Genomic DNA, 26,266 nt, shown 5'->3' with positions numbered 1-26,266 from the left:
CTATTTTTAATCTTTATCACTTCTTCTTCAAAAACGGATGCAACACCACTGATAATAAAATCAATGCACCGCCAATATAAAAGCCCGAAGTCATTTTTTCGCTTTCGCCAAAGATAAAATAGGCCATAATGATGCCATAGATTGGCTCCATATTGATGGAAAGGTTGAGCGTAAATGCCGAGATTTTTTTGAGCAAGTGCATCATTTCAATATATGGATATACCGTGCAGACCAAACCCAAAATACCCACCCAAAGCCAATCGTAGTTCGTAGGCATCAGTTGAAAATGCTCATTCGGTAAGGCAAAAATAATAATCGGAATGTAAATCCACATCGCACCAAATGCTCCGACCATTTCGTAGAAAGTAACGATTTGAGCATCGTACTTTTGGGCAAATTGAGCATTAATTACCGAAAAAACGGTTGCCAATAAAGCTCCAACCAAACCAATCAGAATACCTACAATATATTTCCCTTCAAACGTAAAGACAAAATACATTCCTAAAACCACCAAAATTCCAAGAAAAACCTCTACCCAACTGATTTTGGTTTTACGGACAATTGGTTCAATGATACTCGTGAAAAACGAGGTCGTAGAAAAAGTAACTAAACTCACTGCCACCGTAGAAGCACGAGCCGAACCAAAAAAGCAAATCCAGTGAAACGACATGATTGCCCCAACGCCCAAGAGTGGGAGTGCGTCTTTCCACGAAACTTTTAGGCTTTTTTTCTGAAATTGAGCCACAATCCACATACCTGATGCGGCTAAAAGTGTACGATAAAACACTACGCCCAAAGATGAAACATCGGTCAAACGACCCAAAATGGCCGTAAAACCCAGAATAATGACAATGAAATGTAGTTTTAGATAATCTTTTGGTAGAGGTTTTGAATCCATGAAGCGTTTTTTTATGCAAATAAAACCAAATAATCTTGAAACGAAACGTGCCACACTTCAAAAGTGTGGCACGTTTTTCAAATAACCAGCTATGTTTTACTCAATTATTCCTTTTATAGTGTCGATTATGCCATCAATTCGGCTTCCTCTAATTTTTTTTTTCGGCGTTCCTCACGTCTTAATAAAATTCTTTGCTTAAATCTCATCCAACGTTCATACAAAGGTAATTCTTCCAAGAAATTCCAAGTTTCATCTTTTTTACCTGCATCTTCTTTCTTTTTTGCCTCGGCAGGGTCAAACAACATTCCTGTACACAAACAATGCTTGCGATTCGTACGAGTAAGCACATCGTAATTAACGCAGCTTGAGCAGCCTTTCCAGAAAGCATCATCGGCTGGTAGCTCGCTGAAAGTCGTTGGTTCGTAGCCCAAATCAGAGTTGATTTTCATTACGGCTAAGCTCGTAGTTAAGCCAATGATTTTTGCATCGGGGTATTTTTTGCGAGATAGCTCAAATGCTTTTTGCTTGATTCGGGTAGCAATTCCACTTTTACGGTATCCAGGATGTACGATTAAGCCCGAATTTGCTACAAACTTACCATGCTCCCATGTTTCGATGTAGCAAAATCCCATCCAATCGCCTTCACGAGTAAGTGCTATTATAGCTTTGCCTTCACGCATTTTTTCTCTTAGATAATCGGGCGAACGCTTGGCAATACCTGTGCCACGTGCTTTGGCACTTTCGGCCATTTCATCACAAATAGTTTCGGCCAAATGATAGTGGCTTTCGTTGGCTACTTGCACAATATATAAATCTTCGGATGTGAGTGCTGTGTTATTCATCGTCATTTATTGGGCTTTCCCTCAAACGGAGACGCTGTATCCTAAATGGTTTTAAATGAAAAAATAAGAAAACTTTTTGATGAGAAGGGGTTTTGCCATCTGGACAAAACAATTACTGTCTGATATTGAAATATCGGAATCGTCGAACTGGCGATATGGGGAGCCTGATGTGCATTTCTTAAAATAGGATGCAAAGATGTTTCGTTTAGTAATAATATCCAAAGAAACTGCCTAATATTTTTATTTGCATCAGAATAACGATGGACTTTTATTTTTAGTTCGTGAAAATGAAAAACTTTTAGGGAAGACATATCTTTGTGGGATGCTTTCATTTTGATAACTTTGAAAAAAAAACAAATTATTCTTTGAATACTCGACTCGCTAATTTTCTTTCGATAGCTTTGCATCCTTTGTTGATGCCAACAATTTTATTTTTATTACTGCTCTTTATCGCACCTGCTCCGCTGGGAGCTGAATCGCTCGAAATGCTCATGAAACTGGCAGTAGTGGGTTTTGTATTTATTTATACTTTTGCTTTGCCTGCTTATTTTGTGTATTTACTCAAACGTTGGGGCATGATTAGCAGCCTAAAACTTGATAATCTGAAAGACCGTCGATTGCCGTATTTTGTAACCGCTCTCATCTACACCGCTTTGGGATATTTTCTTTATTCTAAAAACTCCATGCTTTTTCCGTGTGGATTTATTTTGTGGAGCATTGCAGCTGTTATTTTATGCGTAGGAATTATTAGTCTTTGGTGGCAGATTTCGGCTCATGCGGCCGGCGTTGGAGGAATGATTGGTGCTTTGGCTGGTATATTGGTGCAGTTTGGTGAGCATGGTCTTTTTTTTCCTTTACTCTTCTTGGTTATTCTATCGGGATACGTCATTTCGGCACGTTTGGCATTGAATGCTCATACGCCCGCACAGGTTGGTGCTGGATTTCTACTCGGTTTGGGGCTTAGCTTGGCTTCTATTTATGTGTTGTTTTAGGTTTTGGCTGTTAGCTATTAGCTTTTAGCTAAAAACTATATGATTTATTTGCGTAAAAATTGCGACTAAAGAGCTAAAAGCTAATAGCCAACTGCTAAAAGTCTCAAAATTTTCAAAATTGTTTTACGTTTCATGCAACATTTTATTTTTAGTTGCGTCATTTGACTGTAACCATAAAACACGGCACTTTTCTGACGAACACTATTTTCATTGACAAGCACTTCGACTTGGTCGAGCGATGCAAGCGTGGCGAGAGTAAAGCACAGTATGAACTGTATAAGCACTACTCAAAAGCCATGTTTAGTGTCTGTATGCGAATACTCAACCATGTAGGAGAGGCCGAAGATGTATTACAAGAATCGTTTATTGATGCCTTTGCCAAAATCAAAGATTTTCGTCAGGAATCTACGTTTGGAATATGGTTGAAACAAATAGTGGTCAACAAAGCCATTAATCAGATTAGGTCAAGAAAAGTGCAGTTTGTGGATATTGACGAATTTGATGGTGACGAACATGACATCGCCGATTTGCAGTCGAATCATTATAATGAAGAAGAAGTAAAATTTGAGGTTGAGCGAATAAAACGAGGAATGGAACAGCTACCCGAAGGTTTTAGAGTAGTGCTATCATTGTATTTGTTTGAAGGCTATGACCACGAAGAAATCGGTAAAATTTTAGGTATCAACGAATCGACTTCTCGCACGCAATACATGCGAGCAAAGAAGAGGCTGTTGGAGATTATAAAATAAAAGTCCACAGTTGACAGTCAACAGTCCACAGAAGATGGATGTTGTCGAGTTACAGTCTTGCCTTGAGAGTGGTCTTTTCAAATTCAGTTTTAATCCTCCTTTAGGGGTTTTGAGTAATTATTATGAATAAATTAGAAAGATTTGTAAGAGATAACCGTGAGGCATTTGACGACTACGAGCCGTCGGCTGACTTATGGAAAAAAATAGAGGCAAAAAACATTCATGCCAAGCCTGAAGGTAAACTCGTGAGTTTACAAAATTGGATTGGTAGCCGACCGAAATTTGCGTTGGGAATGGTGGCTGGCTTTGCGGTGTTTTTGATGGTGGGCTATTTGGCATATAATTATGCCAAACCTGCTTCTCAGAATCCAGAAATCATGGCTTTGAGTCCGACTTATGCAAAAGAACTAACACAGTTTGCATCGTTGGTTGAAGCGAAGCGTGAAGAATTAAAAACCATCGAAAAAGAAGACCCCGAACTCTATCATCAGTTTGATACCGAATTAACGGTTTTGAACCAAAATTATCAGAATCTTAAACAAGAATTACCCAAAAATCCGAACCAAGAAGAGTTGCTTAAAGCAATGATTCAAAACCTTAGTATGCAGATTGAGTTGTTAAATCAGCAGTTAGAAATTATTCAGAAAATTAAAGAAGCAAAAAATGAAAAGACAAACACAATGGTATAAGTCGGCTTCTCCTAATTCTCGATTGATGGGGAAGTTAATGACGGTATTTTTCTCGCTCATAACGATTATATCTTTTGCCAATAATGGTACAGACCCAGTACAAAATTCGACGCCAGAATGGATTGAACGCCGAAAAAGTGTTACGTTTTCGTATTCACTTTCGGCCAGCGATAAAGTGTCACTCGAAAATCAATTTGGAGATATAAACGTGAGCTTTTGGAATAAAGATGAGATTAAAGTTGAGGTAACAATTTTGGCAAATGCTACTTCTGAAGAGCGAGCCGCCAATTTTATTAGTACGGTTGATGTGCAAGGAAAAAAAGCTGATGGTACGGTAAGTATAAAAACCACGATTGACCGTGAAGGAGGAAATTATAATAATAACACGTGGAATTGGAAAGGTGGAAGTAATGAAAAAAATTCTTTAAAGATTGATTATAAGGTATTTATGCCGAAAGGAAATGTTTTAAAAGTCAAAAATTCGTTCGGAAATACTATCTTACCATCTTTTACTTCGCTGTTGATGGTCAATCAAAGTTATGGAAAATTGATTGCCGAAGATATTTCTAATCCGCAGTCGGATATTAGTTTGTCGTTTAGTAAAGGCTCGACTATTCGTTCGATGACTGGTGGAAAATTAAAGGCTTCGTATTCGGGTATAAAAATGGAACATGCCGACGATTTGATTTTCAATAATAGCTTTGGCGAAATTGATATTAAAGAAGTAGGAAAATTAAACGCAAAAATCTCATATTCAAGTGGTTTGATTGGAACTATCAATGAATCATCGAATTTAAAACTCGAATTTTCGGGAGGTTTTAAATTAGGCGAATTGGGCAAGAATGTTAAAGAATTGAACCTCAACGCCAGTTATTCGCCAGTTAATTTAATTTTAAGCGATAACGTTTCGTATGATTTTGAAGTAAAAGCTAACTATGGAGATTTCAGTTATCCGAACGAACGTGGAATTTCGTTTACGACCAACTCTGATGCTGATGCAAAGAAAGAAAACCATCATTTCAATCCAGTGAAATATTATACTGGTAAAATCGGTAAAGGTTCGGCTGATTGCAAGATTGTGGTAAACGGAAATTTCAGCAGTGTGAAGTTTAAATAAGTTTGAAAAATATAGAACGCAGATTTTTAAGATTATTATGATATTTGATATAAAAATCTTGATAAATCATAAAAATCATCATAATCTGCGTTCTATACTTGTTTTACTTGATAGCTACTAAAGCAGGTGTTTCAGTAAGCGATTTCTTTAAACTATATTTGGCCATTACTGGAAAATGGTCGGAGAAATCGACGCTTGAAATCGTTTTGCATGATTCTACGTGCCAGTCGTGGCTCACAAATTGTTGGTCGATTCGGGCGAAATAAGGTTGGCGATTTAGTGTAAAACCGAGCCCTTGTCCTGCTTCTTCAAAGGCGTTTTTGAAACTCAGTTTGAGTTTTCCGTAAGAATACCCAAAAGGTGTTTCGTTGAAATCCCCACAAATAATGACAGGATATTTACTTCCCGAAACATAAGATTCTACTTCACGCATTTGTTCGTCACGTTTCTCAAAACCTTCTTTCAAACGGCGGAAACTATCGGCCAATTCCACGGCAAAGGTTTTTATGTGTCCTTTTTTTAGGGCATCAATTGCCAAATTAAGGCGTACACCCATTGACCAAAGATGCACATTCACGACTCTCACGGTATCGTTTTTATAGGCAATGTCAGCACACAAATAACCATTAATGTTGGGTTGGTTTCCTCTATCCCAAACTTTGCTATATTGTTTCAGTATCGGATATTGCGAAAACATCGCCAAACCAATTAGTCCTTTTTTATCGAATTTAGTCAATTTTACTACGTTATTAGCGTATTTCGACTCAATATCTTTGTTGGGTGAATATTCCTGAAAACAAGCAATATCGGCCTGTAATTTTGTCCAATGTTCGTCGGTTTTATGTTTTTCGTCGAAACATTCGCCATTGAAACTCAACACTTTTAAGGCAGAAACATTCTCGGACTTCATTTCTCCATTGCTAATTCCGACCATACGTTTGATAAGCGGAAAAGCCAGAAGTACCCAAATGAAGCCCGTTGCAGGTACGATTTTTTGTTTTTTTATGAGTAGGTAACACGCCGCCGTAAGTCCAGACAAGACCGCCAAAGGCAGACTCATCATAATAAACCCAGCACTCCAATGGTCGAGAATTGGGTAGTAACAAAACGCCATCGTGATAAATAAGTAGAATAAAGCAGTATAAGCAAGTGGATATTGGCGAAAAATCTTAAAAACGAAACTCGCTATTTGAAAGAATATTTCGGCACAAATGAGTAGTACATCCCAGAGAAATATTTTTAAATTGTATCGTTTCATGATTATAGATGGTTAGATAAGTGATTGTATAATAGGGATTTGGTGGAAATAATAAAGACGGAATGCGTTCCGAAAAACACAGACCGTCTTTACTATAAAACTAAATAGAAAGGGCTACTTATTTTACTTCAAATGCTCCTTTACCAATTTTGAAGCCTTCTGAGTAAAGTTCAACGCTGTATTTTCCTTTAGTATAATTAGCACCTTTGCCCGATACTAAGTCAACACGTTGGTCGTTGTTTTCAAACGGCACGCTTTGTTTGAAGCTATAACCGATTTCTTTTCCGTCAGCTTGTACGATTCCACCATTACCGTTTTCTACAACTGCACCGTTGGCATCAAGTACACGAACATAAATATCTTTGTTGTTTTGTGCTGCCACAGGATTTGAAGGCATAATGAAAGATACTTTTAATTGGTCGATTCGTCTTGCTTTGTATGCACCACCATCACGCTCTTTACCTTTTGAAGAAAGGGCTGTAACCTGTACATTGATAGCCTTCATTGCCGAAGCCAAAGTTACCTGACGACTTAAATCACTGTTTTTAGTGTTTACATCAGCCAAAGTAGTAGAAAGAACTTCCTTTTCAGTTTTAAGAGAGGCATTTTCTACGATAACTTGTTGTTTTTCGTTTTCGAGCGTTTGCGTTTTTGCAACTAACATTCCATTCTCTTCTTTCAATTTACGAATATCATCATCTTTAGTAGCTAAGAATGTTTCATAATCTTTGATTTTTGACTCGTATTTCTGAACTGAGAAAGTAAGGTCAGTTTTCAATTTTTTCTTGTCGTTTTCGAGTTGAGCTTTAACTGCTTCCAGTTCAGCAACGTTTCCGCCCAAGCTTTGTACTTCAAGAATTTTCTCATCCAATGATTTTGAGATAGAGTCAAGTTTGATTTGTGTAGAAGATAATTGTTCTACTTTTGAAGTGAGTGATTTTTGGAGTTCGAGGGTTTCGTTTCTTGCCCCCATGAATAAATAGCCTAAAAGTGCTAATACTCCTACCATTACGCCGATGATTACTTTCAAAAGGCCGTTGTTGTTAGATTCTGTCGTTTCCATACGCTTATTTGTTTTTTTAAGTTTATGGTTACAAACTAACAGTGTCAAGGTTAAAGACGAATTAAATCGACTTTAAATTTAGCTTAAAATTGGGGAGGGGAAGTTTATTTCCGAAAAACCAAAGTAAAAACAGTTTCATCAATAGTAGAAACCACGCTGATTTCGCCATTATGTAGTTTTACTATTTGCGAAACTATCGCCAAACCAACACCATGACCTTTAGTGGCTTTGGCAGTGGAATTACTTCTATAAAATGGACGAAAAATATAAGGCAAATCAACTTTCGGAATGATTGGCCCATTATTCATAAACGAAATCTTTATCTCTTTTACGGTAGCCGAAAAACTCACAAAAACGCTGTTGTTTTCTGAAAACTTACAGGCATTATCCATCAGATTCATTAACGCTACTTTTAATGAAGCCTCATTGCCTTCAATAATCAGAGCTTCTTCATCTTCGGGAAAATCACTGAAATCAATATTAATCACATAGTTGTCGTGCCATTTTTTGAGCTGACTTTTAGCTTCCCACAAAAGTTCGTCCATACGTAAGGGTAGGCGTTGAATAGCTTCGGAATTGACTACCGTGTTGGCTAAGTTCAGTAAAGTATTAGTCAGTTGTGTAAGTGTTCGGGTGTCTTCTTGGAGTGATTTTAGACTTTCTTCATATACTTCGGGTGTGCGTTTTTGCAATAATGTAATATCAATCTGAGAATAAATTTTGGTGAGTGGATTCTTCAATTCGTGCGAAACATTGGCGATAAACATTTTTTGCATCGTAAATGCTTCTTGGATACGGTCGAGCAGTTGATTGAAAGTTGCAACTAAACGCCCAATTTCGTCAGAACGATTCGGGTGTTCGACACGTCTTTCGGTATTAGCAGGAAAAATTTCATTTACTTGCGTAATAATGCCCGACATCGGAGCGAGAGCCTTATCGGCAAAAAACCACCCAGAAAGCCCCGAAAGCAATAGTCCAACGAGTATCATTACAGTCAGAATCTTGCGTAAATCTTCAAGAGCCTCTTTGCCATTTCGGTCTATGGCACTCACAATTACCCAATAATTTGCGGTGTCTTTTTTGAGCTGAATACCCAGCGTTTGATAGAATCCAGCATGATAATACGTTGGTTTATTTTGTTTTTGCATACTCGGAATCAATTCTTCAAATAGGCTCGAATAGGGTTCTTGACTTGCAAACACAAGTTTTTTCAGATTTTCATCATAAACATAAATGCTTTCATCGCTCAATAATTCTTTATCGGCAGTATTGACAAGTTTTAGTACCGTAGTATCGGCCGTTTGGAGGTCGAAAAGTAGGGTAGTGGTCGTTACTGCACGGTCTTGAAGGCGTTTGAAAAAACGTTTTTCGAGATAAAGTTTACTAAAGAAATATACTCCCACCGAAAAAAACAGTAGAATGGCCGTCACGATAGCCATAAATTGATAAGTAAGCCGAGAGCGAATGTTTAACATGAGAGGAGTGCTGAGTTATGAGTTTAGAGTGCTGAGTTTAGAGTGCTGAGTTTAATATGTCGCTGCTGCGGTGCTGAGTTTTTGTTTGCTGTTTCAGACCATTCAGAACTCACCACTCAGAACTCAAATTTGTTTTTTCATAACGTAGCCCATTCCAATTTGCGTATGCAATAATTTTGGCTCAAAATCTTTATCAATTTTTTTTCGGAGAAAGTTTACATAAACCTCAATCACATTTGTGCCAGTGTCGAATGTTACGTCCCAAATTTTCTCGGCCAGTTCCACTTTAGAAATCACTCTTCCTTGATGACGAATGAAATATTCGAGCAAAGAAAACTCTTTGGCGGTTAGTGTTATTTCTTTGCCGCTGCGAGTCACGGTTTTGGCATCTAAATCCATTTCGAGGTCGGCTATTTTGAGTAGATTAGCGGTTTGAATCGAACCAAAGTTTCGTCGTGTTAAAGCTCTTATTCGAGCCATTAATTCTTTAAACTCAAAAGGTTTTACCAAATAATCATCCGCACCAGCATCGAGTCCAACAATTTTATCATCAGTTGTGCCGAGGGCAGTAAGCAACAAAATCGGACAAACCACACCTTTGCTACGTAACTGTCGACAAAGTTCCAAACCACTGATTCCTGGCAAAATAATATCCGAAATAATAATTGTGTACGCATTGCGGGTGGCCAGTTGTAGGCCAATCAAGCCATCGTAAGCTACATCAACTTCCCATAGTTGTTCTTCAAGCCCTTGTTTGATGAGCTGCACAGTCTTCGCTTCGTCTTCAATTACGAGTATTTTCATCTTTCTATATTTGGCTTTACGTCAAAATTAGGAAAATTTAAAGATAAACGAATTGAAGTTGTATATAATTGTTGAAATTAAGCTATGTTTAAAAGACCTCAACTGCTGTCAAAGTCACCTTTTCAAGCAAACCCGAATCTCTTGGTTGCCAGTTTTGGGTCGTAAAATAGCCATCTTTTCCCAAATTTGGTCGTAACCTTGCCGATACGTTGATATTATAAAACTTCTGCCAAATCTCACCTTTTTGTTCAATTGCAATTACTCGATTTGCCATTGAATTTGAAACATTTACGACTAAAGTATTTTGTGCCTTTAGTAATGAGTTTGGTACAAAAATTCGGTAAGTTGGGCCAAGTAAAGTTCCCAAAAACTTACCATTGATTGTAATAGTAGCACTTTCGGCAACTTTGCCCAAATCAAGCCAATAGCCTGCTGCTGATGCGTTTGGTTTTGCAAAATCAAGTGAATATGACGCTGTACCAGAGAAATTTTTATAGGCTTCACCGTCCAGCTTTGTCCATGAGCCGAGCGTATTTGTCTCTACGGTTTTTGGTAATTCGGGGCCACCTTCCAAGAAACTAATCTTCCATGTACCTGTCAATTCTTGTGCTTCACCCTTTGGTTTGAAGTAGGTATAAGCTGCTCCCGAGACTGGCGTTTTATAGGTTTCGATTATGCACGATTCGCCCGCTGCCAATTGCAGATAAATTTCGTTGGTTTTAGCGTTGTATTTTGCCATGCCCAAAGTTTCGGTCATTGGGTTATACAAAGCGGCCGATTGTGCATCAACAGAAAGTTTTACCCAACCGTCAAAAGCTTTTGTGCTTTTGTTGTTTACGAAATAATAATTGCCTTTTGTGTGTGTTTTTCGGACAAATTGTAAGCCATTATCAATCATTGTTTCTCGGTAAACTTTTGCAAGAATCATCATTTCGTCTAAGTTTTCGCCTACTAAAAACGAACCTTGACCTATTTTAGCTTGGCTGAAACCTGCATTGTTTTTTACAAAATTTAACTCAGCCAATAATGCCTTGAATTTTGTTCGTCGAGCATCTAAATTGCTCAGGCCTGGAATGTCGGTAGGGAGTTTTTTATGGAAAATGATAGTTGCACCTTGTTTTGCCAAAGCAACCAATTTCTCGAAAGTTTCGAGTGGAACTTGCTCACTTTCAGCCAATAAGATGGTTTTGTAGCTGATTCCTCCCGTCAGGATTACTTGATTTTTGGTGTTTAGATTTCCGATTTGTTTGTCAGAAATAAAATCAAAGCCATAGCCTCGGTCAAGGAGTTTTTGACCTAATTCTTTAAAGTCTGTACCATTGAATTCGGGCGTTACGCCATCGAAATGCTCCAGTAAACCTTTGGGTGAAGGCTCGGTTAGGCGGTCAGTGATTGGGAAATAAAACAACACATCGTTATTGCCTTTGCTATCTTGCAGAAAAGTTTGGCAGCGAGCCACATAATTATTCAGTTTACCGAAATCTTTCCAAAAAGGATTGTGAGGCGTAAAATGTACCGCTGCATAAAACAACCAACCAGGGAAAGCCGCTTCTTTGGGCGAATAATTTGTGCCGTGATAAAAAATGTGATTTACACCACCAACCATAAAGAGGTCTAAAGCACGCTTCACATCAGCCAGATTTGAAAGAAAATGCTCGTTTTCCCAAGTGGCAGATTCTGAAGAAGTAAGTTTTTTGCCCATCACATTCGATGCCGATGATGCAAATTTTATTCTCAATAAATCAGTTCCTTCTATTTCGGGAATATCAACTACGCTATATAAATCTAAAGTATTAGCTGGTGAGCCGTGTGCTTGGTTTCGCACTATTTTACCTCTTGCGTGAGCCCATTTTGTCCATTCAGAGGTGTATTTTTCAAGAATCAAATCGCCGATTGTGGTTCTGTAATCAAATAAAACTCGGTGGTTAAGGTCGGATTTTTCTTTGCTGAAAAGATTAGGTAAATGATTGCGTAAATCATACCCTCGGCGAGTTTTGAATTCATCGAAAAGTGCTTCTGTCCAGTCAGATTGTCCACGAGCGTCGTCAACCTCATAAGAGTCATTGAAGAATGCTCGCATACTCGAAACATCAGTTTTTGCAAAAGCTTTATCGAATGCCGAAAGATAATTTTTAATTGCTTTCGACGAAAAATGATCAATTACATCTCCTTCGCCACCTGGCCCTGCACGCTCAACCATTTTGCCATGAAAACCTTGAAAAACTGCATAAAGTGTCCAATTTCCTGCGGGAGCTTGCCAATTTAGCTTGCCTTCTTTGTTTACTTTTTCTGTTAAATTCAAAACTTCATTTTTATCTGAATATGCCATTAAAGTTTGTAGTGGCAGTGCTTGCTCGAAACGCACTTGGTCAATGGCTAATTCCTGCAAATTATCATTTTTTGAAATAGGGTATTTTAAATCTTTAAGTTCGGTTTTCTTTGGCAAAACATACCTTAAAATTGGTTGCTGTACAAAAGTGATATTTTCATTGAGCGTTTCACCTTCTTTTAGTTGATATGTTTTATGAAAAACAGCTTTACAAGCATCTTCGGGCGTAACCCAACGACCACCAAAAGGCCAACCCGAAGCATTTGCCAAATCGATACCCATGCCGAGGCGAGAACCTTCTTTGAGGGTATGCTTAAACATATCAACCCATTTGGGCGAAAGAAAATCTATAAACTGCGATTCGTAGCCTTTTACGCCATAAATCGGTGTAATTTCCAGACCTCCCAAACCTGCTTTTTTATAGGCTTCCATGTTGTAGGTCAGGTCTTTAGGATTTACGGCATTGCCTTCCCACCACCATCTCGACCACGGTTTTGATTGTTGCGTGATGGGCTTCCATTTTGGTTGAGCAGTGGCAATTGAGCTTGCGAGAAGTAGGATTGTTAGTATTTTATTGAGCATATTTTTTGTTTTTCTTAACCACGGAGGCACGGATTTTAAGATTTACACAGAGAATTCTTCGTGTAAATCCGTGTTCTCTGTGCCTCCGTGGTAAATTTTTAAAAGAGAAATAGCGATAAGAAAATTCGACGTCGCATTTCAAGTTTTTTTGATTAATAGAGATTTTTTAAGATTGATAATTGATAGTAAATATATCACAAATTATATGACAAAATAAGTAAATCCACTATTCGATACTCTCCTGTGGTCACACGGAACTATGCGTCAATGGTCGATATATACTCGGAGCTTGTCGAAAGAAGTTCTTTATTAAATTTTTTTAAAATAAAATCGCTGAAAACATTTACAAAAGCCTTTTTTTGCACTAAATTCATCGCTTCAAAAATATTCACCCTGCAATACTGTTTTTTTGAGTATTGCCTAAAATCTATCATCAATTCATTATGCAATCATCTCGTAGAAAATTTATTAAAGGCGTAGGAGCGGCTTCAGTTTTGTTGGCAACCGATACTTTTGCCAAACCTTTTAATATCATCAAAGATTTAAAGAAAATCAGCCCTAACGATAAGCTTCGTTTTGCAACAATCGGTTTCGGAATTCAAGGGCATGGTGATACTCGTGCCGCTCTCCGTAATCCTGATGTTGAGTTTGTAGCAGCCGCCGATTTATACGATGGCCGTTTGATTCACGCCAAAGAAGCTTTCAACAAAGACCTTTTCACGACTCGTGATTATCGAGAAATCTTAGACCGCAAAGATATTGATGCCGTAATTATAGCCACGCCTGACCACTGGCATGACCACATCAGTATTGCTGCTATGAAAGCTGGCAAAAATGTGTATTGTCAAAAACCAATGGTGCAACACATCGACGAAGGCCACGCAATGATTGATACTTGGAGAAAAACTGGCAAAACCGTGCAAGTTGGAAGCCAGCCAAGTAGTGGAGCGGCTTATGCCGAAGCTCGTAGATTGATGGGTACAGGAGCTATCGGTGATTTAAATTTCATAGAAGCAACTTATGACCGATATAATGCTTTGGGTGCGTGGACATACTCGATTCCGCCAGATGCTTCGCCAAAAACAATTGATTGGGATACATTCTTGGGCGATGCCCCAAAACGTCCATTTGATGCTACTCGTTTTTTCCGTTGGAGAAATTACCGTGACTATGGCACGGGCGTAGCGGGCGATTTATTCGTGCATTTGATTACAGGAATGCATTACGCAACGGGTGCGATTGGGCCAGAAAGAATCTTTGCTTCGGGCGAGTTGAGCTACTGGAAAGATGGCCGTGATGTGCCTGATGTAATGGTAACGGTGCTTGATTATCCCGACACTGACAAACATACAAAATTCCAAGCTGTGTTGCGTGTAAATTTTGCCAATGCAGGGGCAATCAAAAACGTCACTCGTATTGTGGGAACAGAAGGTGAGATTTTGTGGAATGCCCAAGGTTTGACTCTTACGAAGCGTAAATTACCAAAAGCTCCAGGTTATGGTGCGGGCGAAAGCTACGCTACATTCTCGAACGAAATGCAAGCTGAGTATAAGAAAGAATATGATGCTAAATATGCAGAGTCTGACCGTGTAGCTCCACCAGTGGAAGAGATAAAATTTGAGACACCTAAAACTGACGATGCTCACGCTCAACATTTCCAGAATTTCTTTGAAAATGTGCGTAAAGGAAGTCAAGAAACCATACAAGACCCTGTTTTTGGATTCCGTGCCGCAGCACCAGCCTTGGCTTGTAATTTGAGTTATTTCGATAAAAAAATCATCAACTGGGACCCAGTTGCTATGAAGGTTAAGAAAAAATAAGCATTTGACCGATATTTTAACCACGGAGTCTCACGGAGTTTTGCACTGAGTTTCACAATGTTTTTTAAAACTTCGTGAAACTCAGTGCATTTACATCGTGAAACCCCGTGGTTTATTCGTTAATTTGCATAAAATTTCAAACAAACTATTACCATAATGCTTAAAAAAACATCTATACTACTTCTTTTGCTCGCAATATCCTTACAAGGCTTTTCTTGGGGTTCGACTGGACATCGAGTAGTGGGGCATATTGCCAGTTCGTATCTGTCTTGTAAAGCAAAACGAAATATTCGTAAAATTTTGGGTACAGAATCGGTAGCTATTTCGAGTAATTGGGCGGATTTTATAAAGTCTGATACTTCGTATAAATATCTGGACTCGTGGCACTATATCAATGTCAAAACTGGTTTGAATAATGAAGAATTTACCAAATATTTGCAGGAAGACACGAAAACGGATGCCTACACAAAACTCAATTTTTTGATTGGCGAACTAAAAAACAAGAAAATTAGCCTCGAACAAAAGCGTTTTTATCTTCGCTTGTTAATTCACATTGCGGGTGACATTCACCAACCAATGCACGTAGGTCGTTTGGAAGATTTAGGCGGAAACCGAATCAAAGCCTTTTGGTTTGCCGATGCCACAAACTTACACGCTCTTTGGGACAGCAAACTGATTGAATTTCAAAACTTAAGTTATACCGAATATTCGGCGAATATCAATCACGTAAGTAAGCAACAACGCCGTGAGTGGCAAAAACAACCCATGACCGAATGGTTTTTTGAGTCGTATCAGTTGGCCGATAAATTGTATGCAGGAATCAAAACTCAAGAGCCACGCCTAAGCTATCGCTACGATTTTGAAAACGTAGAAATGCTTAATCAACAACTCTTGAAGGGTGGTGTAAGATTGGCTGGTTTACTAAATGAGGTTTTTAAATAAGAATATCTATTCTGATAGACAAAAGGCTCTTACTTTTAGTAGTGAGAGCCTTTTTTGTTTTAATATAAAATCAAGAAAAAATGATAATTTACTAAGTATAGAAATTGATTTACAATTTTCTAATAAAATTCTAATTTTTAACAAAAACCTTGTTTTTCTGCTGTTTAAAGGCATTTTTAAACATTTTTATTTGTAAAATCTACTTTTTGCTATCCTTCTGTAATCTAACAATTCTCAATTTCGACTTGTTTAAGTTATATTTGCTAAACAAATAGAATTACCGAATTGTGAGAAAGAAAATCGTTGATAAAATTTATATTGTGCTACTGCTAACTACCCTATTTTCGAGTAGTTATACGATGTTGCTTGATATGGCTTCAAAAGATGGTTTTTCTTGTACGGACACTGGTATAGAATTACTCGAAGATAATAGCCCTATGGCTGATACGAACGAAACAGGTGTTGAAGAGATTAATGAACCCATAAATGGAATTGTTTCTACGTTCGATGTTCGTGGTTTTTTCGCACACTTCAACGCACATTTTTACCTAAAAAATACTTATGAGATTTACTTAGGTTTAAGTACCCCACCTCCTAAGTATTTTTAACTACACCTATTTAATATCCCTATTATTTTGAAAATGAGTCAATTTGCCCAATTTTATTCGGTAAATAGTCGATTCATTGTACGATTTTAATAATCATTTTTGACTTTCAAAGAAAACTTTGTAGGTCAAATAAAATTACTATAATTTCAAAATAACTCATTGATTATCTAAGCTTTACAACTGACCAAAGAATGAAAATGAAACACGCACTGTTAGGTATTTGTACGGTAATAATTGTATCGTCTTGTGCCAATGAAGAAACCAAACAAAAGCAAGTTGCGGAGAATTACCCAGTAACTTCTCCCATCAAGATTGACACCACGCTGTCAACTGATTATGTGGCCGAAATTAACGCTGTTCAGAATGTAGAAATCAGAGCCAGAATAAAAGGTTATCTCGATAAAATATTCATCGACGAAGGGAAATACGTAAAACAAGGGCAATTGCTCTTTACAATTCATAACCCAGAGCTTAACGAAGAAATTGCGAAAGCAGGTGCGGTTTTGAAAAGTATCACAACCGAATTGAAAGCAGCCGAAATCGACCTCAGTAATGTAAAAAGATTGGTCGAGAAAAATGTTGTGTCGAATACTGAATTGAAGGCTGCCGAAAATAAAGTTGAGATGATGAAAGCCAAAGTTGAGGAAGCAAAAGCTAATGAATCTTACGCTAAAATTCAGCTAAGTTATACGCAAATCAAAGCTCCATTTAGTGGAATCGTGAATCGAATTCCAAACAAAATTGGCTCTTTGATTGAAGACGGAACGCTGCTGACGAATATCTCGAATAACGGTGAAGTATTTGCCTATTTCGATGTCTCGGAGAAAGAGTACCTCAATTATGTAACAAATTTCAAGGAAAATGCTCATAATTCGAGCAATGTGACTTTGATTTTGGCTAATGGTGAAGAACATCCATTTAAAGGGAAAATAGAAACTACCGAGGGCGAAATCGACCAAAGTACAGGAAATATTGCTTTCAGAGCCAGATTCAATAATCCCGAAAAAGTATTGAAACACGGAGCGAGTGGAAAAATTAGATTATTGAAAAACTACAAAAATGCTTTGATTATTCCGCAAAAAGCTACGTTCGAGATTCAAGACCGTATGTATGTCTATGTGCTTGACAGTAAAAATCAAGTAAAAACCAAAGCCATTACTTCAAAGCATCGGATGCCGCATTATTACATTGTAGAATCGGGCTTGGACGAAGACGATAAAATCATTTATGAGGGTGTGCAGAACATCAAAGATGGAATGACCGTAAAACCACAATTTGTGGAAATGAACGAGATTTCTAAGGAACTAACTTACGTAAATACACCCGAATAAGCCCACCGAAAACTATGTTTACAAATTTCATTAACAGGCCAGTGCTATCGCTGGTCATATCTTTGTTTATTGTGATTTTGGGCGTTTTGGCCATGACTGGCCTGCCAATTACACAATATCCCGATATTGCTCCGCCTGCCGTAACCGTTACGACCAAATATACAGGTGCAAACTCCGAAGTTTGTGCCAAAGCCGTAGTAACTCCGCTTGAACGTGCCATCAATGGTGTGCCAGGCATGACCTACATGACTTCTACTTCTGGAAACGACGGCACGAGTATCATTCAAGTATATTTCGAGGTAGGAACCGACCCCGACGTAGCAGCCGTAAACGTGCAAAACCGTGTAACGACCGTTCTCGACGAATTACCCGAAGAGGTAATCAAAGCAGGGGTTTCGACCGAAAAAGAGGTGAATTCGATGCTCATGTACATCAATCTCATCAGCAACGACCCAACCGTTGACGAGAAATTTATCTACAATTTTGCCGATATTAATGTGTTGGCCGAATTAAAACGTATTGATGGCGTGGGTTTTGCCGATATTATGGGTTCTCGTGAATACGCCATGCGTGTGTGGCTCAAGCCAGCTCGAATGGATGCTTACGAAATTTCAGCCGATGATATTGTAAAAGCTCTCAAAGAACAAAACGTAGAAGCCGCCCCAGGAAAAGTGGGCGAAAGTTCGGGTCGTCAGGCTCAGTCGATGCAATATGTATTGCGATATACTGGTAAAATGACTACTAAAGAGCAATACGAAAATGTAGTAATCAAGGCAACCGAAAGTGGCGAAATGTTGCGTTTGAAAGACGTTGCTGATTTAGAATTTGGCTCGCTCGATTATGATGTACTTTCAAAAGAAAATGGTAAACCTTCGGCCGCAATCGTATTGAAACAACGCCCAGGCTCAAATGCCAGCGAAGTAATTCAGAATATCAAAGACCGTTTGGCTTATCTAAAAGAAACAACTTTCCCACCGGGAATGACCTATACAGTTAGCTATGATGTTTCGAGATTCTTAGATGCTTCTATTCACGAAGTTATCCGAACGCTCATCGAAGCCTTCCTTTTGGTAGCAATCGTAGTGTTTTTATTCTTACAAGATTTCCGCTCAACACTCATTCCTGTGTTGGCTGTGCCAGTTTCGTTGGTCGGAACCTTCGCTTTTATGCAGCTTTTTGGTTTTTCTATCAACTTACTCACACTTTTTGCCTTGGTTTTGGCAATCGGTATCGTGGTCGATAACGCCATTGTGGTCGTGGAGGCGGTTCATGCCAAAATGCAAGAAAAACACCTCAATGCCCGTGAAGCCACCATCGAATCAATGGACGAAATTAGTGGGGCAATTGTGGCTATTACGCTCGTAATGTCGGCGGTGTTTGTGCCTGTGGCATTTTTATCGGGGCCAGTTGGTGTCTTCTATCGACAGTTTTCGGTCACGATGGCCATTTCGATTGTTATCTCTGGCGTAAATGCCCTTACTCTCACGCCTGCTTTATGTGCGATTATGCTCAAAAACACCCACGGAGAGCATCAAAAAGAAAATTTCTTGACTCGTTTCTTTCATAAATTCAATAGTGGTTACGATAAACTTTCTGACCGATACGGCAGTTTGCTACGCCTCATTGCCAATCGACGTTTGGTGACAGTCTTGGTTTTGGGCGGATTCTGCGTGGCTACTTGGGGCGTTGGTAGTGTTTTACCAACCAGTTTTATTCCAACCGAAGACCAAGGAACAATCTACGCTAACGTAACAACGCCAGTAGGAGCAACTCTTGAGCGTACGGAAGAAGTGATGAACGAAGTAGATAAAATTGCCCAAACGATTACCGAAGTTGAGTCGATTTCGAGTTTGTCGGGTTTTAGTATGATGACCGATGGAGTGGGGGCTTCGTTTGGTATGAGTACGATTAACCTCAAACCGTGGGACAAACGTAAAGCAACTGCCAACGATATTATTGAGCAACTAATCGAAAAAACGAAGCATATCAAAGATGCTGAGATTCAGTTTTTTCCGCCGCCCGCCGTACCAGGTTTTGGTAATGCCAGTGGATTTGAGGTTAGATTATTAGATAAAACTGGTTCAGGAAATCTTCAAAAAACGGCCGAAGTTGCCGAGAAATTTATCGGAGAACTGAAAAAACGCCCTGAAATCAAAGATGCTTTTTCGAGTTTTAACCCAAATTTTCCGCAATACATGATTCATATCGACCAAGATATGGCCGCTAAAAAAGGAATTTCGGTTGATGCTGCTATGAGTAATTTGCAGTCGTTGATTGGTAGTTTTTATGCCACAAACTTCATTTTGTTTGGACAAATGTATAAAGTAATGATTCAGGCCGACCCTAAATACAGAGCCTTGCCCGATGATATTATGAAGCTACGTATCAAAAACAAAAATGGCGAAATGGTTCCTTATGCTATCTTTAGTCGCATTGAGCGTGTGTACGGCCCCGAGCAATTAACTCGCTATAATATGTACGTGTCAGCCATGCTCAATGGCGAAGCAGCAGCAGGATACAGTTCGGGCGATGCCATTAGAGCAGTTGAAGAAGTTGCCAAAACTGCTTTGCCACGTGGCTACGCTTACGAATGGTCGGGTATGACTCGTGAAGAGGTACTTTCGGGCAACCAAGTGGTGTATATTTTTGCTATCTGTTTATTATTTGTTTATCTATTGCTTTCTGCCCAATACGAAAGTTTCTTTTTGCCGCTGCCTGTAATTCTATCATTGCCAGTCGGCATTTTCGGCTCGTTGTTTTTCTTATATACTTTTGGTTTAGAAAACAATATTTACGCTCAAGTGGCAATGGTCATGCTCATTGGTTTGTTGGGTAAAAATGCCATTTTGATTGTAGAATTTGCCATTCTCCAACATAAACAAGGGAAATCTGTACTTGAAGCAGCCGTTGGCGGTGCAGTAGCACGTTTCCGCCCAATCTTGATGACATCCTTTGCCTTTATTGCGGGTTTGATTCCGCTCATGGTGGCATCGGGTGCTGGAGCAATTGGAAACAAAACAATTGGTACGGCCGCCGCAGGAGGAATGTTGTTCGGAACGGTGTTCGGGGTAATTATTATTCCAGGCTTATATGTCATTTTTGCAGGAATTGGTAGTAGAAAACGAAAGAAAAAAACTAAAAAAGTTATCGAAGAAGAAGCGTATGTTTAACTATAAAAGTATTTGCTTATTGGCTATCGTTGGTTTATTGGGGGCTTGTAAAGTAAAGCAAGAAATACCGCAAAATCGACCAATGTTGGCTATGCCTCAGAAGTTTACTCAGCAATCGGATAGTTTGCAGGTGGGTTTGCCAGTAGCTCGTGTTTTTTTTAAAGATTCAGTTCTTATTACGCTCATTGACTCGGCCATCAATAATAATTTTGATTTGCAAATGGCTTTGCAGAAAATCGAAATGGCTCGTGCGGGCGTAAGATTTACGCAAGGACTCGGAAAGCCAGATTTAGCAGGAAATTTTGCTATCGGACAACAAAAATTTGGTAAATATACATTTGATGGCGTTGGTAATTTTGACACAAATTTCTCAAATAATATCACAGATAAACAGAAAATTCCTCAGCCAATTGTGCCTGATTTTTATTTGGGCGTACAATCCTCGTGGGAAATTGATATTTGGGGAAAACTGAAAAGCCAGAAAGCATCGGCTGCTGCAAAATTACTGGCCAGCGAATCGGGTAAAAGTTTAGTAGTGAGCGAATTAGTAGCTCAAATAGCTTCTGCTTATTACGAGTTATTGATTCTTGATAATGAGTTAGACTTCTTGGAAGAAAACATCGTTTTGCAAGAAAGAGCCGTTGAATTGACAAGAATTTTGAAACAAGCAGGGCAAGCCAACCAATTGGGTGTCGATTTATTAAATGCCCAATTGCTGAGTTCAAAAGCCTTAAAAATTGATGTGAAACAAGAAATCATTGATGCTGAAAGTAAAATCAATTTTTTGGTAGGGCGTTATCCACAGTCAATTGCTCGTCCGAAGGTGATTTGGGCAAATGTGATTCCGCCAAAACTTACTTCGGGAGTTCCATCAAGCTTGCTCGAAAATCGACCAGATATTAAGCAAGCTGAATACGAATTACTCTCAAACAATGCCAATTTATTTACGGCAAAAGCTGCTTTTTATCCATCGCTCAATATTACTGGAGCGGTTGGTTTACAGGCATTTAAAGCACTGTTGTTTCTAAATCCATCATCTTTTGCGATGAATACTTTTGGCGGATTGACTGCTCCGTTGCTCAACCGTCGCCAGATTATTTCTGACCTAATGGCAGCTAAGGCCGACCAAAAAATGGCTTACACCAATTATCAGAAAACTATTGTGAATAGCTTTACGGAAGTCTATAATCATTTAAATTTGATTCAAAATACCAATGATATGTATGACCTAAAAGTACAAGAAGTAGATGTGCTTAGGCAATCAATCAATAATTCATCGGAGTTATTTCGCTCGGGTAGAGCAACTTATATTGAAGTAATTACAGCACAAAAAAATGCCCTTCAATCTCAGATAGAGCTAATAAATCTCAAAAAACGTCAATACGGAGCAGTGATCGGACTTTATAAATCGCTTGGTGGCGGTTGGAGGTGATGTTGATTGAAGATTAGCGATTGCGAATTTTTGATGGTTCAGCACTACTATTTGAAAATGGTGCTTTGAAAAATTCATTGCCGTCAGTTTTAACTGACGGCAATGAACGATATTTTCCTTTAAATTAATTTTAAATCTCAACCTCCAATTCCAAAAAATCTCCAAAACCTTGAGCAGCTGACTGCATTTTTTCAACATCAACTTTTTTAGAAGCATCAAAAAAAGTAGGTTCGATTAAAACCTTATTTTTCAGAATTGTTCGCTTCCAAACGCCCTCGACTTTTCCATTGATAACAATGATTGGCTTAAAAATTCCGTTGCTCGTTATGGCTTGTCCTTGCAAATGTTTATCAAAAACAGCACTCCGGTCTTTATAACTCACGCAATATTCGTCAAAAGCAGGTAACATAAATACTGAATCTTCTGAGTCAGAAATCTCAATTTCTCGATGCAAGAAATACGATTTTCCCTCATATTCCATTTGTTCTAACTCGTTTTGGATGCTCTGCAATCCCGCTCGTGCATCGGTCATTGATAAGCCCGACCACCAATGGAAATCTTGTAAGGTAGCAGGCGAATGGCTTCTAAAATAACGTTGAGCCAAAGCAAAAAGGCTTTCTTTTTTGTTAAGTATCAACCCTTTGGGTACTTTTTCGTCAAGTAGAGCATAAGTTATTTCTTTTCCTTTAGGGGTACCATTACAAACAATCGCATCGGTTTCGGCATTCATCATAAAATGCACGGCTCGACTGGAATCTGTTTTTATACCACCTTTTTCTAATTTCTGCATAAGTTCTTGGCGAGTAAGGCTCTTGCCACCCTCCAATGCTTTCACTATCAAATCATTGGCTTTAGTGAATAAAGCAGCATCCATTCCTAACTTACGCTCATACGTAGCTGCCAATGTTTTGATATTTTTGCCAGTAAGTGCCATCATCCAGCGTACATCTTGCCCAGAAATAATGTGCCAAGTAGGGCGAAGAATGTGCGTACGAACTATCGACCCATCATTCAACGCATTTTCGATGAGGGTTTTAGTCGAATTTGACAAACGAAGCCCGACTGCCCATTTCGACATCTCTAAATCTTGGGCTTGCATTGCCCCCATATAAGCCACAACTTCTTGCGGAGTTGATAAGTCCCGAAGATTTATTTTTTGTTGAAAAAGGCGAATGGTAGGAAGATTCATAATTATCAATATTTGGTTAGGTATTATTTTAGGCTTACAGTAAAAACAGCACTTTGTAGTATTTTTTTAACTGCACCATTTTCGGTCGAAATACATTTGATGGTTGCTTGAAAATTATGATAGTATAAGCTGTTTTTTGATGATTACATTATTGTTTAGAATTGTTCCACTTGGTAGATATTTTCATTGTGTTGGAATTTTGTCAAACAAATCTAATGAAAAAAACTAAAATTGTTCCGAACAAACGCTAATGCGGAGAAGCTATTAGATTTTATAAATCGTTTGGTGGTAGTATTTTGAAATAAGCCTCTTTCCTTTATTTCTCCCCAACAGTAATGATATTTACCTTTGATTGTAGTAAATTTGTCTGTAAGAGAGTCGTCTTGAGCATTTTATTTGCTTTGTCGCTACAAAATTTGCTCTTTTGACTCGCATTTCAATCCCTTTTCAAATTTGGGAATATTAAATCGTTTATAAAAAATAATATATTGGTAGAATTGGCAGCGATTTTTGCCTAATTCGCCCCACAAATAATGGCAAAAAACAAACAAAAATCATATTATGACCAACTAAAAGCCGAGATCTTGGCTTTTTTGTCGGTGAATATTGAGCGTCCATACACTTTACAAGACCTATTTACGCATTATGATGTAAAAAATAAGCAAGAAAAAGCCTTGTATGGAATGCTCGTGGAAGACCTTTTGGAAGAAGGGAAAGTACACCAAGTTGATAAAGGAAAATATACTGTTGATGTAAACGCAAATTCAGTCGTTGGTCGCCTTGACCACGTAAATGCTCGTTTTGGTTTTATCAGATATGACGATACAAAACCCGATATTTGGGTAAATGCCGATGACTTAAAAGGTGCAATCGATGGTGATTTAGTAAAAGCAGCCGTTTATGGCGAATTTTATAAAAAAGGAGATAATCCAGAAGGTGCAGTTATCGAAATTATCGAACGTGGCCGTAAAGAGATAGTGGGCAAGATTCAAGTTTTTGGAAATTATGCCCTCGTTCGCCCCGACCACAAAAATCTGCACGATGATATTTTTATTCCAAAAGATAAAATCAATGGTGCAACGAAAGACGATTTGGTTATCGTAAAAATCGTTGAATACCCAACTAAAATTCAGCAAGGAGTTGGCGAAGTGACCGAAATCTTAGGAAAATCAGGCGATAATAATGCCGAAATGCACGCAATTTTGGCCGAATTTGGTTTACCAATCCGATTCGATAAAGCCATTGAGGAAGAAGCAGCGGCCATTTCGGAGGCTATCACCGAAGAAGAAATCAAGAAAAGACGAGATTTTAGAGATATTCTGACTTTCACGATTGACCCGCACGATGCCAAAGATTTTGACGATGCTCTGAGTTTCAGAATCCTCGAAAATCAGAATTACGAAATTGGCGTTCACATTGCCGACGTAACGCACTACGTGCAAGAAGGTACACGACTCGAAGAAGAAGCTCTCAACCGTGCCACTTCGGTCTATTTGGTTGACCGCACGATTCCGATGTTGCCCGAAAAATTATCTAATAACCTTTGTTCGCTTCGCCCACATGAAGATAAACTGACGTTTTCGGCAGTTTTTGAAATGACGCACGACGGACGACTGGTAAACGAATGGTTTGGACGCACGGTTATTCACTCTGACCATAGATTTAGCTACGAAGATGCCCAAGAGGTGTTAGAAAACGAAGAAGGCGATGTGCTAAATCCTATAACTGAGCCAGACGAAGTTCTTGAAAAGTACCGTTTTCCGCTACATACGCTTAATCATTTAGCAAAGATTCTAAAAAAAGAGCGTTTCAGAAATGGAGCTATTAATTTTGAAACCAACGAAGTAAAATTCAAACTTGATGAAACGGGTAAACCGCTCGGTGTGGTGCTAAAAATCAGAAAAGATGCCCACAAGCTCATCGAAGAATTTATGCTTTTGGCCAATAAAAAAGTGGCGGAGTTTGTTTTTAAGATGGGAGACAAGAGACACGAGACAAAAGACACTCAGAACTCAGAACCGCACGGCGGACCGTTCAAAACTGGAACGCCAGCCGCTCAGAACTCTCCAACGATGGTTTATCGTGTGCATGAGCCACCAAATCCTGAGAAATTACAGAACTTCGCCAATTTTGCTGGTCGATTTGGGTTTTCAATCAAAACTGATTCGGATAAAACCTTATCGAATTCGATGAACAAAATGATGGCCGAAGTTGAGGGAACGCCCGTACAGAATGTACTCGAACAACTGGCAGTTCGCACGATGTCGAAGGCTCGTTATACAACCGAACCTTTGGGGCATTTTGGCCTTGCTTTTGAGCATTACAGCCACTTTACGTCGCCTATTCGTCGTTATCCCGACATGATGGCACATCGACTTTTGCAACATTATCTCACAGCTTCACCGAAAGACAGAAACAAGGTTTCGCACGATGAATATGAGAAGAAATCGAAACATTCATCTGACCGAGAAAAACTCGCCGCCGAAGCCGAAAGAGCCTCAATTAAGTACAAACAAGTAGAATTCATGAGTCTGCAAGAACGCCGAACGATTTTTACGGGCGTTGTGACGGGCGTAACTGATTTCGGAATTTTTGTGGAAATTACTTCTACCAGTTGTGAAGGAATGGTTCGTTTGGCTGATTTGAAAGATGATTTTTACGAATGGGACAGAAATAATTATCGAGTTGTAGGAAAACGTACAGGTCGAGTCATCAACTTTGGCGATACCGTGAAAGTAACCGTAAAAGGCACTGACTTGGAGCGTAGAAGCATGGATTTGGAATTGGTAGGTCTGGAAGGCAAATCAATGCCAGCAAGCAGTAAGAAACGCAACAACCGAGACACTTCAAGCAGCAGAGGAGGCCGCAGAGAAAAACCAAGTCGAACTGCTCCAAAAAGCAGCCGAACAAGCAGTAAAGACAAAGGTAAGCGTAAGAGAAAGTAAGTGCTTATTGGAGAATTAGCGGGCGGCGTTC

General features: G+C 38.9%; 19 protein-coding genes. 11 read left to right on the top strand and 8 right to left on the bottom strand.

Translation table 11 applies throughout. The features are described 5' to 3' along the window. Positions 1-16: 16 nt before the first annotated feature. Together ABR854_RS03350 and ABR854_RS03345 are read right to left on the bottom strand one after the other, a co-directional pair. Positions 17-898: a DMT family transporter gene (locus tag ABR854_RS03350; protein ID WP_350263935.1), complete on the bottom strand. Its 882-nt coding sequence runs from the start codon at positions 896-898 to the stop codon at positions 17-19. A gap of 125 nt (positions 899-1,023) precedes the next feature. After that, positions 1,024-1,740: a GNAT family N-acetyltransferase gene (locus ABR854_RS03345; protein WP_350263934.1), complete on the bottom strand. Its 717-nt coding sequence runs from the start codon at positions 1,738-1,740 to the stop codon at positions 1,024-1,026. Positions 1,741-2,105: 365 nt separating this feature from the next. Between ABR854_RS03345 and ABR854_RS03340 the strand changes: the two genes are divergently transcribed. From ABR854_RS03340 to ABR854_RS03325, 4 genes are all read left to right on the top strand, one after another. Beyond that, positions 2,106-2,732, top strand: a complete 627-nt coding sequence (locus tag ABR854_RS03340) for a hypothetical protein (RefSeq protein WP_350263933.1) — start codon at positions 2,106-2,108, stop codon at positions 2,730-2,732. Positions 2,733-2,893: 161 nt separating this feature from the next. Continuing rightward, positions 2,894-3,481, top strand: a complete 588-nt coding sequence (locus tag ABR854_RS03335; protein ID WP_502881173.1) for an RNA polymerase sigma factor — start codon at positions 2,894-2,896, stop codon at positions 3,479-3,481. A 122-nt stretch (positions 3,482-3,603) separates the two neighbouring features. Beyond that, positions 3,604-4,170, top strand: coding sequence for a hypothetical protein (locus ABR854_RS03330; protein WP_350263932.1), 567 nt, complete (start codon positions 3,604-3,606; stop codon positions 4,168-4,170). Continuing rightward, a complete protein-coding gene (locus tag ABR854_RS03325; RefSeq protein WP_350263931.1) occupies positions 4,145-5,287 on the top strand; it encodes a hypothetical protein in 1,143 nt (380 codons plus the stop codon). The genes ABR854_RS03330 and ABR854_RS03325 overlap by 26 nt, the downstream gene beginning before the upstream one ends. 103 nt (positions 5,288-5,390) lie before the next feature. Here ABR854_RS03325 and ABR854_RS03320 read toward each other — a convergent pair whose 3' ends face one another. The 5 genes from ABR854_RS03320 to ABR854_RS03300 form a co-directional block, all read right to left on the bottom strand. Next, positions 5,391-6,545, bottom strand: a complete 1,155-nt coding sequence (locus ABR854_RS03320; RefSeq protein ID WP_350263930.1) for an endonuclease/exonuclease/phosphatase family protein — start codon at positions 6,543-6,545, stop codon at positions 5,391-5,393. Positions 6,546-6,663: 118 nt separating this feature from the next. Next, the gene (locus tag ABR854_RS03315) at positions 6,664-7,608 is read right to left on the bottom strand and encodes a DUF8428 domain-containing protein (protein WP_350263929.1); all 945 of its coding nucleotides are present in this window, start codon (positions 7,606-7,608) and stop codon (positions 6,664-6,666) included. A gap of 104 nt (positions 7,609-7,712) precedes the next feature. Next, a complete protein-coding gene (locus ABR854_RS03310; protein ID WP_350263928.1) occupies positions 7,713-9,083 on the bottom strand; it encodes a sensor histidine kinase in 1,371 nt (456 codons plus the stop codon). Between the two features lie 123 nt (positions 9,084-9,206). Next, positions 9,207-9,887, bottom strand: a complete 681-nt coding sequence (locus ABR854_RS03305) for a response regulator (protein ID WP_350263927.1) — start codon at positions 9,885-9,887, stop codon at positions 9,207-9,209. Positions 9,888-9,975: 88 nt separating this feature from the next. Then, on the bottom strand, positions 9,976-12,798 hold the full coding sequence (locus ABR854_RS03300; protein WP_350263926.1) for a glycosyl hydrolase: 2,823 nt from the start codon (positions 12,796-12,798) through the stop codon (positions 9,976-9,978). Positions 12,799-13,241: 443 nt separating this feature from the next. Between ABR854_RS03300 and ABR854_RS03295 the strand changes: the two genes are divergently transcribed. The 6 genes from ABR854_RS03295 to ABR854_RS03270 all read left to right on the top strand — a co-directional run bounded on the left by ABR854_RS03295 (position 13,242) and on the right by ABR854_RS03270 (position 22,101). Further along, positions 13,242-14,618: a Gfo/Idh/MocA family protein gene (locus ABR854_RS03295; RefSeq protein WP_350263925.1), complete on the top strand. Its 1,377-nt coding sequence runs from the start codon at positions 13,242-13,244 to the stop codon at positions 14,616-14,618. Positions 14,619-14,774: 156 nt separating this feature from the next. Beyond that, positions 14,775-15,560 (top strand): S1/P1 nuclease, encoded by a 786-nt coding sequence (locus ABR854_RS03290; RefSeq protein ID WP_350263924.1) that lies wholly within the window; start codon positions 14,775-14,777, stop codon positions 15,558-15,560. A 287-nt stretch (positions 15,561-15,847) separates the two neighbouring features. Continuing rightward, positions 15,848-16,168 carry a hypothetical protein gene (locus ABR854_RS03285; RefSeq protein WP_350263923.1) on the top strand — a complete coding sequence of 107 codons (321 nt, stop codon included), beginning with the start codon at positions 15,848-15,850 and terminating at the stop codon, positions 16,166-16,168. A 197-nt stretch (positions 16,169-16,365) separates the two neighbouring features. Then, a complete protein-coding gene (locus tag ABR854_RS03280) occupies positions 16,366-17,499 on the top strand; it encodes an efflux RND transporter periplasmic adaptor subunit (protein ID WP_350263922.1) in 1,134 nt (377 codons plus the stop codon). A gap of 14 nt (positions 17,500-17,513) precedes the next feature. Next, a complete protein-coding gene (locus ABR854_RS03275; RefSeq protein WP_350263921.1) occupies positions 17,514-20,669 on the top strand; it encodes an efflux RND transporter permease subunit in 3,156 nt (1,051 codons plus the stop codon). Further along, positions 20,662-22,101, top strand: a complete 1,440-nt coding sequence (locus ABR854_RS03270) for a TolC family protein (RefSeq protein WP_350263920.1) — start codon at positions 20,662-20,664, stop codon at positions 22,099-22,101. Before ABR854_RS03275 ends, ABR854_RS03270 begins: the two co-directional genes overlap by 8 nt. A gap of 130 nt (positions 22,102-22,231) precedes the next feature. Here the strand turns inward: ABR854_RS03270 and ABR854_RS03265 are convergent, their stop codons facing one another. Next, a complete protein-coding gene (locus ABR854_RS03265) occupies positions 22,232-23,290 on the bottom strand; it encodes a winged helix DNA-binding domain-containing protein (RefSeq protein WP_350263919.1) in 1,059 nt (352 codons plus the stop codon). Positions 23,291-23,823: 533 nt separating this feature from the next. Here ABR854_RS03265 and rnr point away from each other — a divergent pair. Continuing rightward, a complete protein-coding gene (gene rnr / locus ABR854_RS03260) occupies positions 23,824-26,235 on the top strand; it encodes a ribonuclease R (protein ID WP_350263918.1) in 2,412 nt (803 codons plus the stop codon). Positions 26,236-26,266 lie beyond the last annotated feature (31 nt).

This window comes from Emticicia sp. W12TSBA100-4, from assembly GCF_040253585.1.
GTDB lineage: Bacteria > Bacteroidota > Bacteroidia > Cytophagales > Spirosomataceae > Emticicia.
Note: the sequence above shows the minus strand (reverse complement) of the source record. Positions and strands in the feature narration are given on the sequence as shown.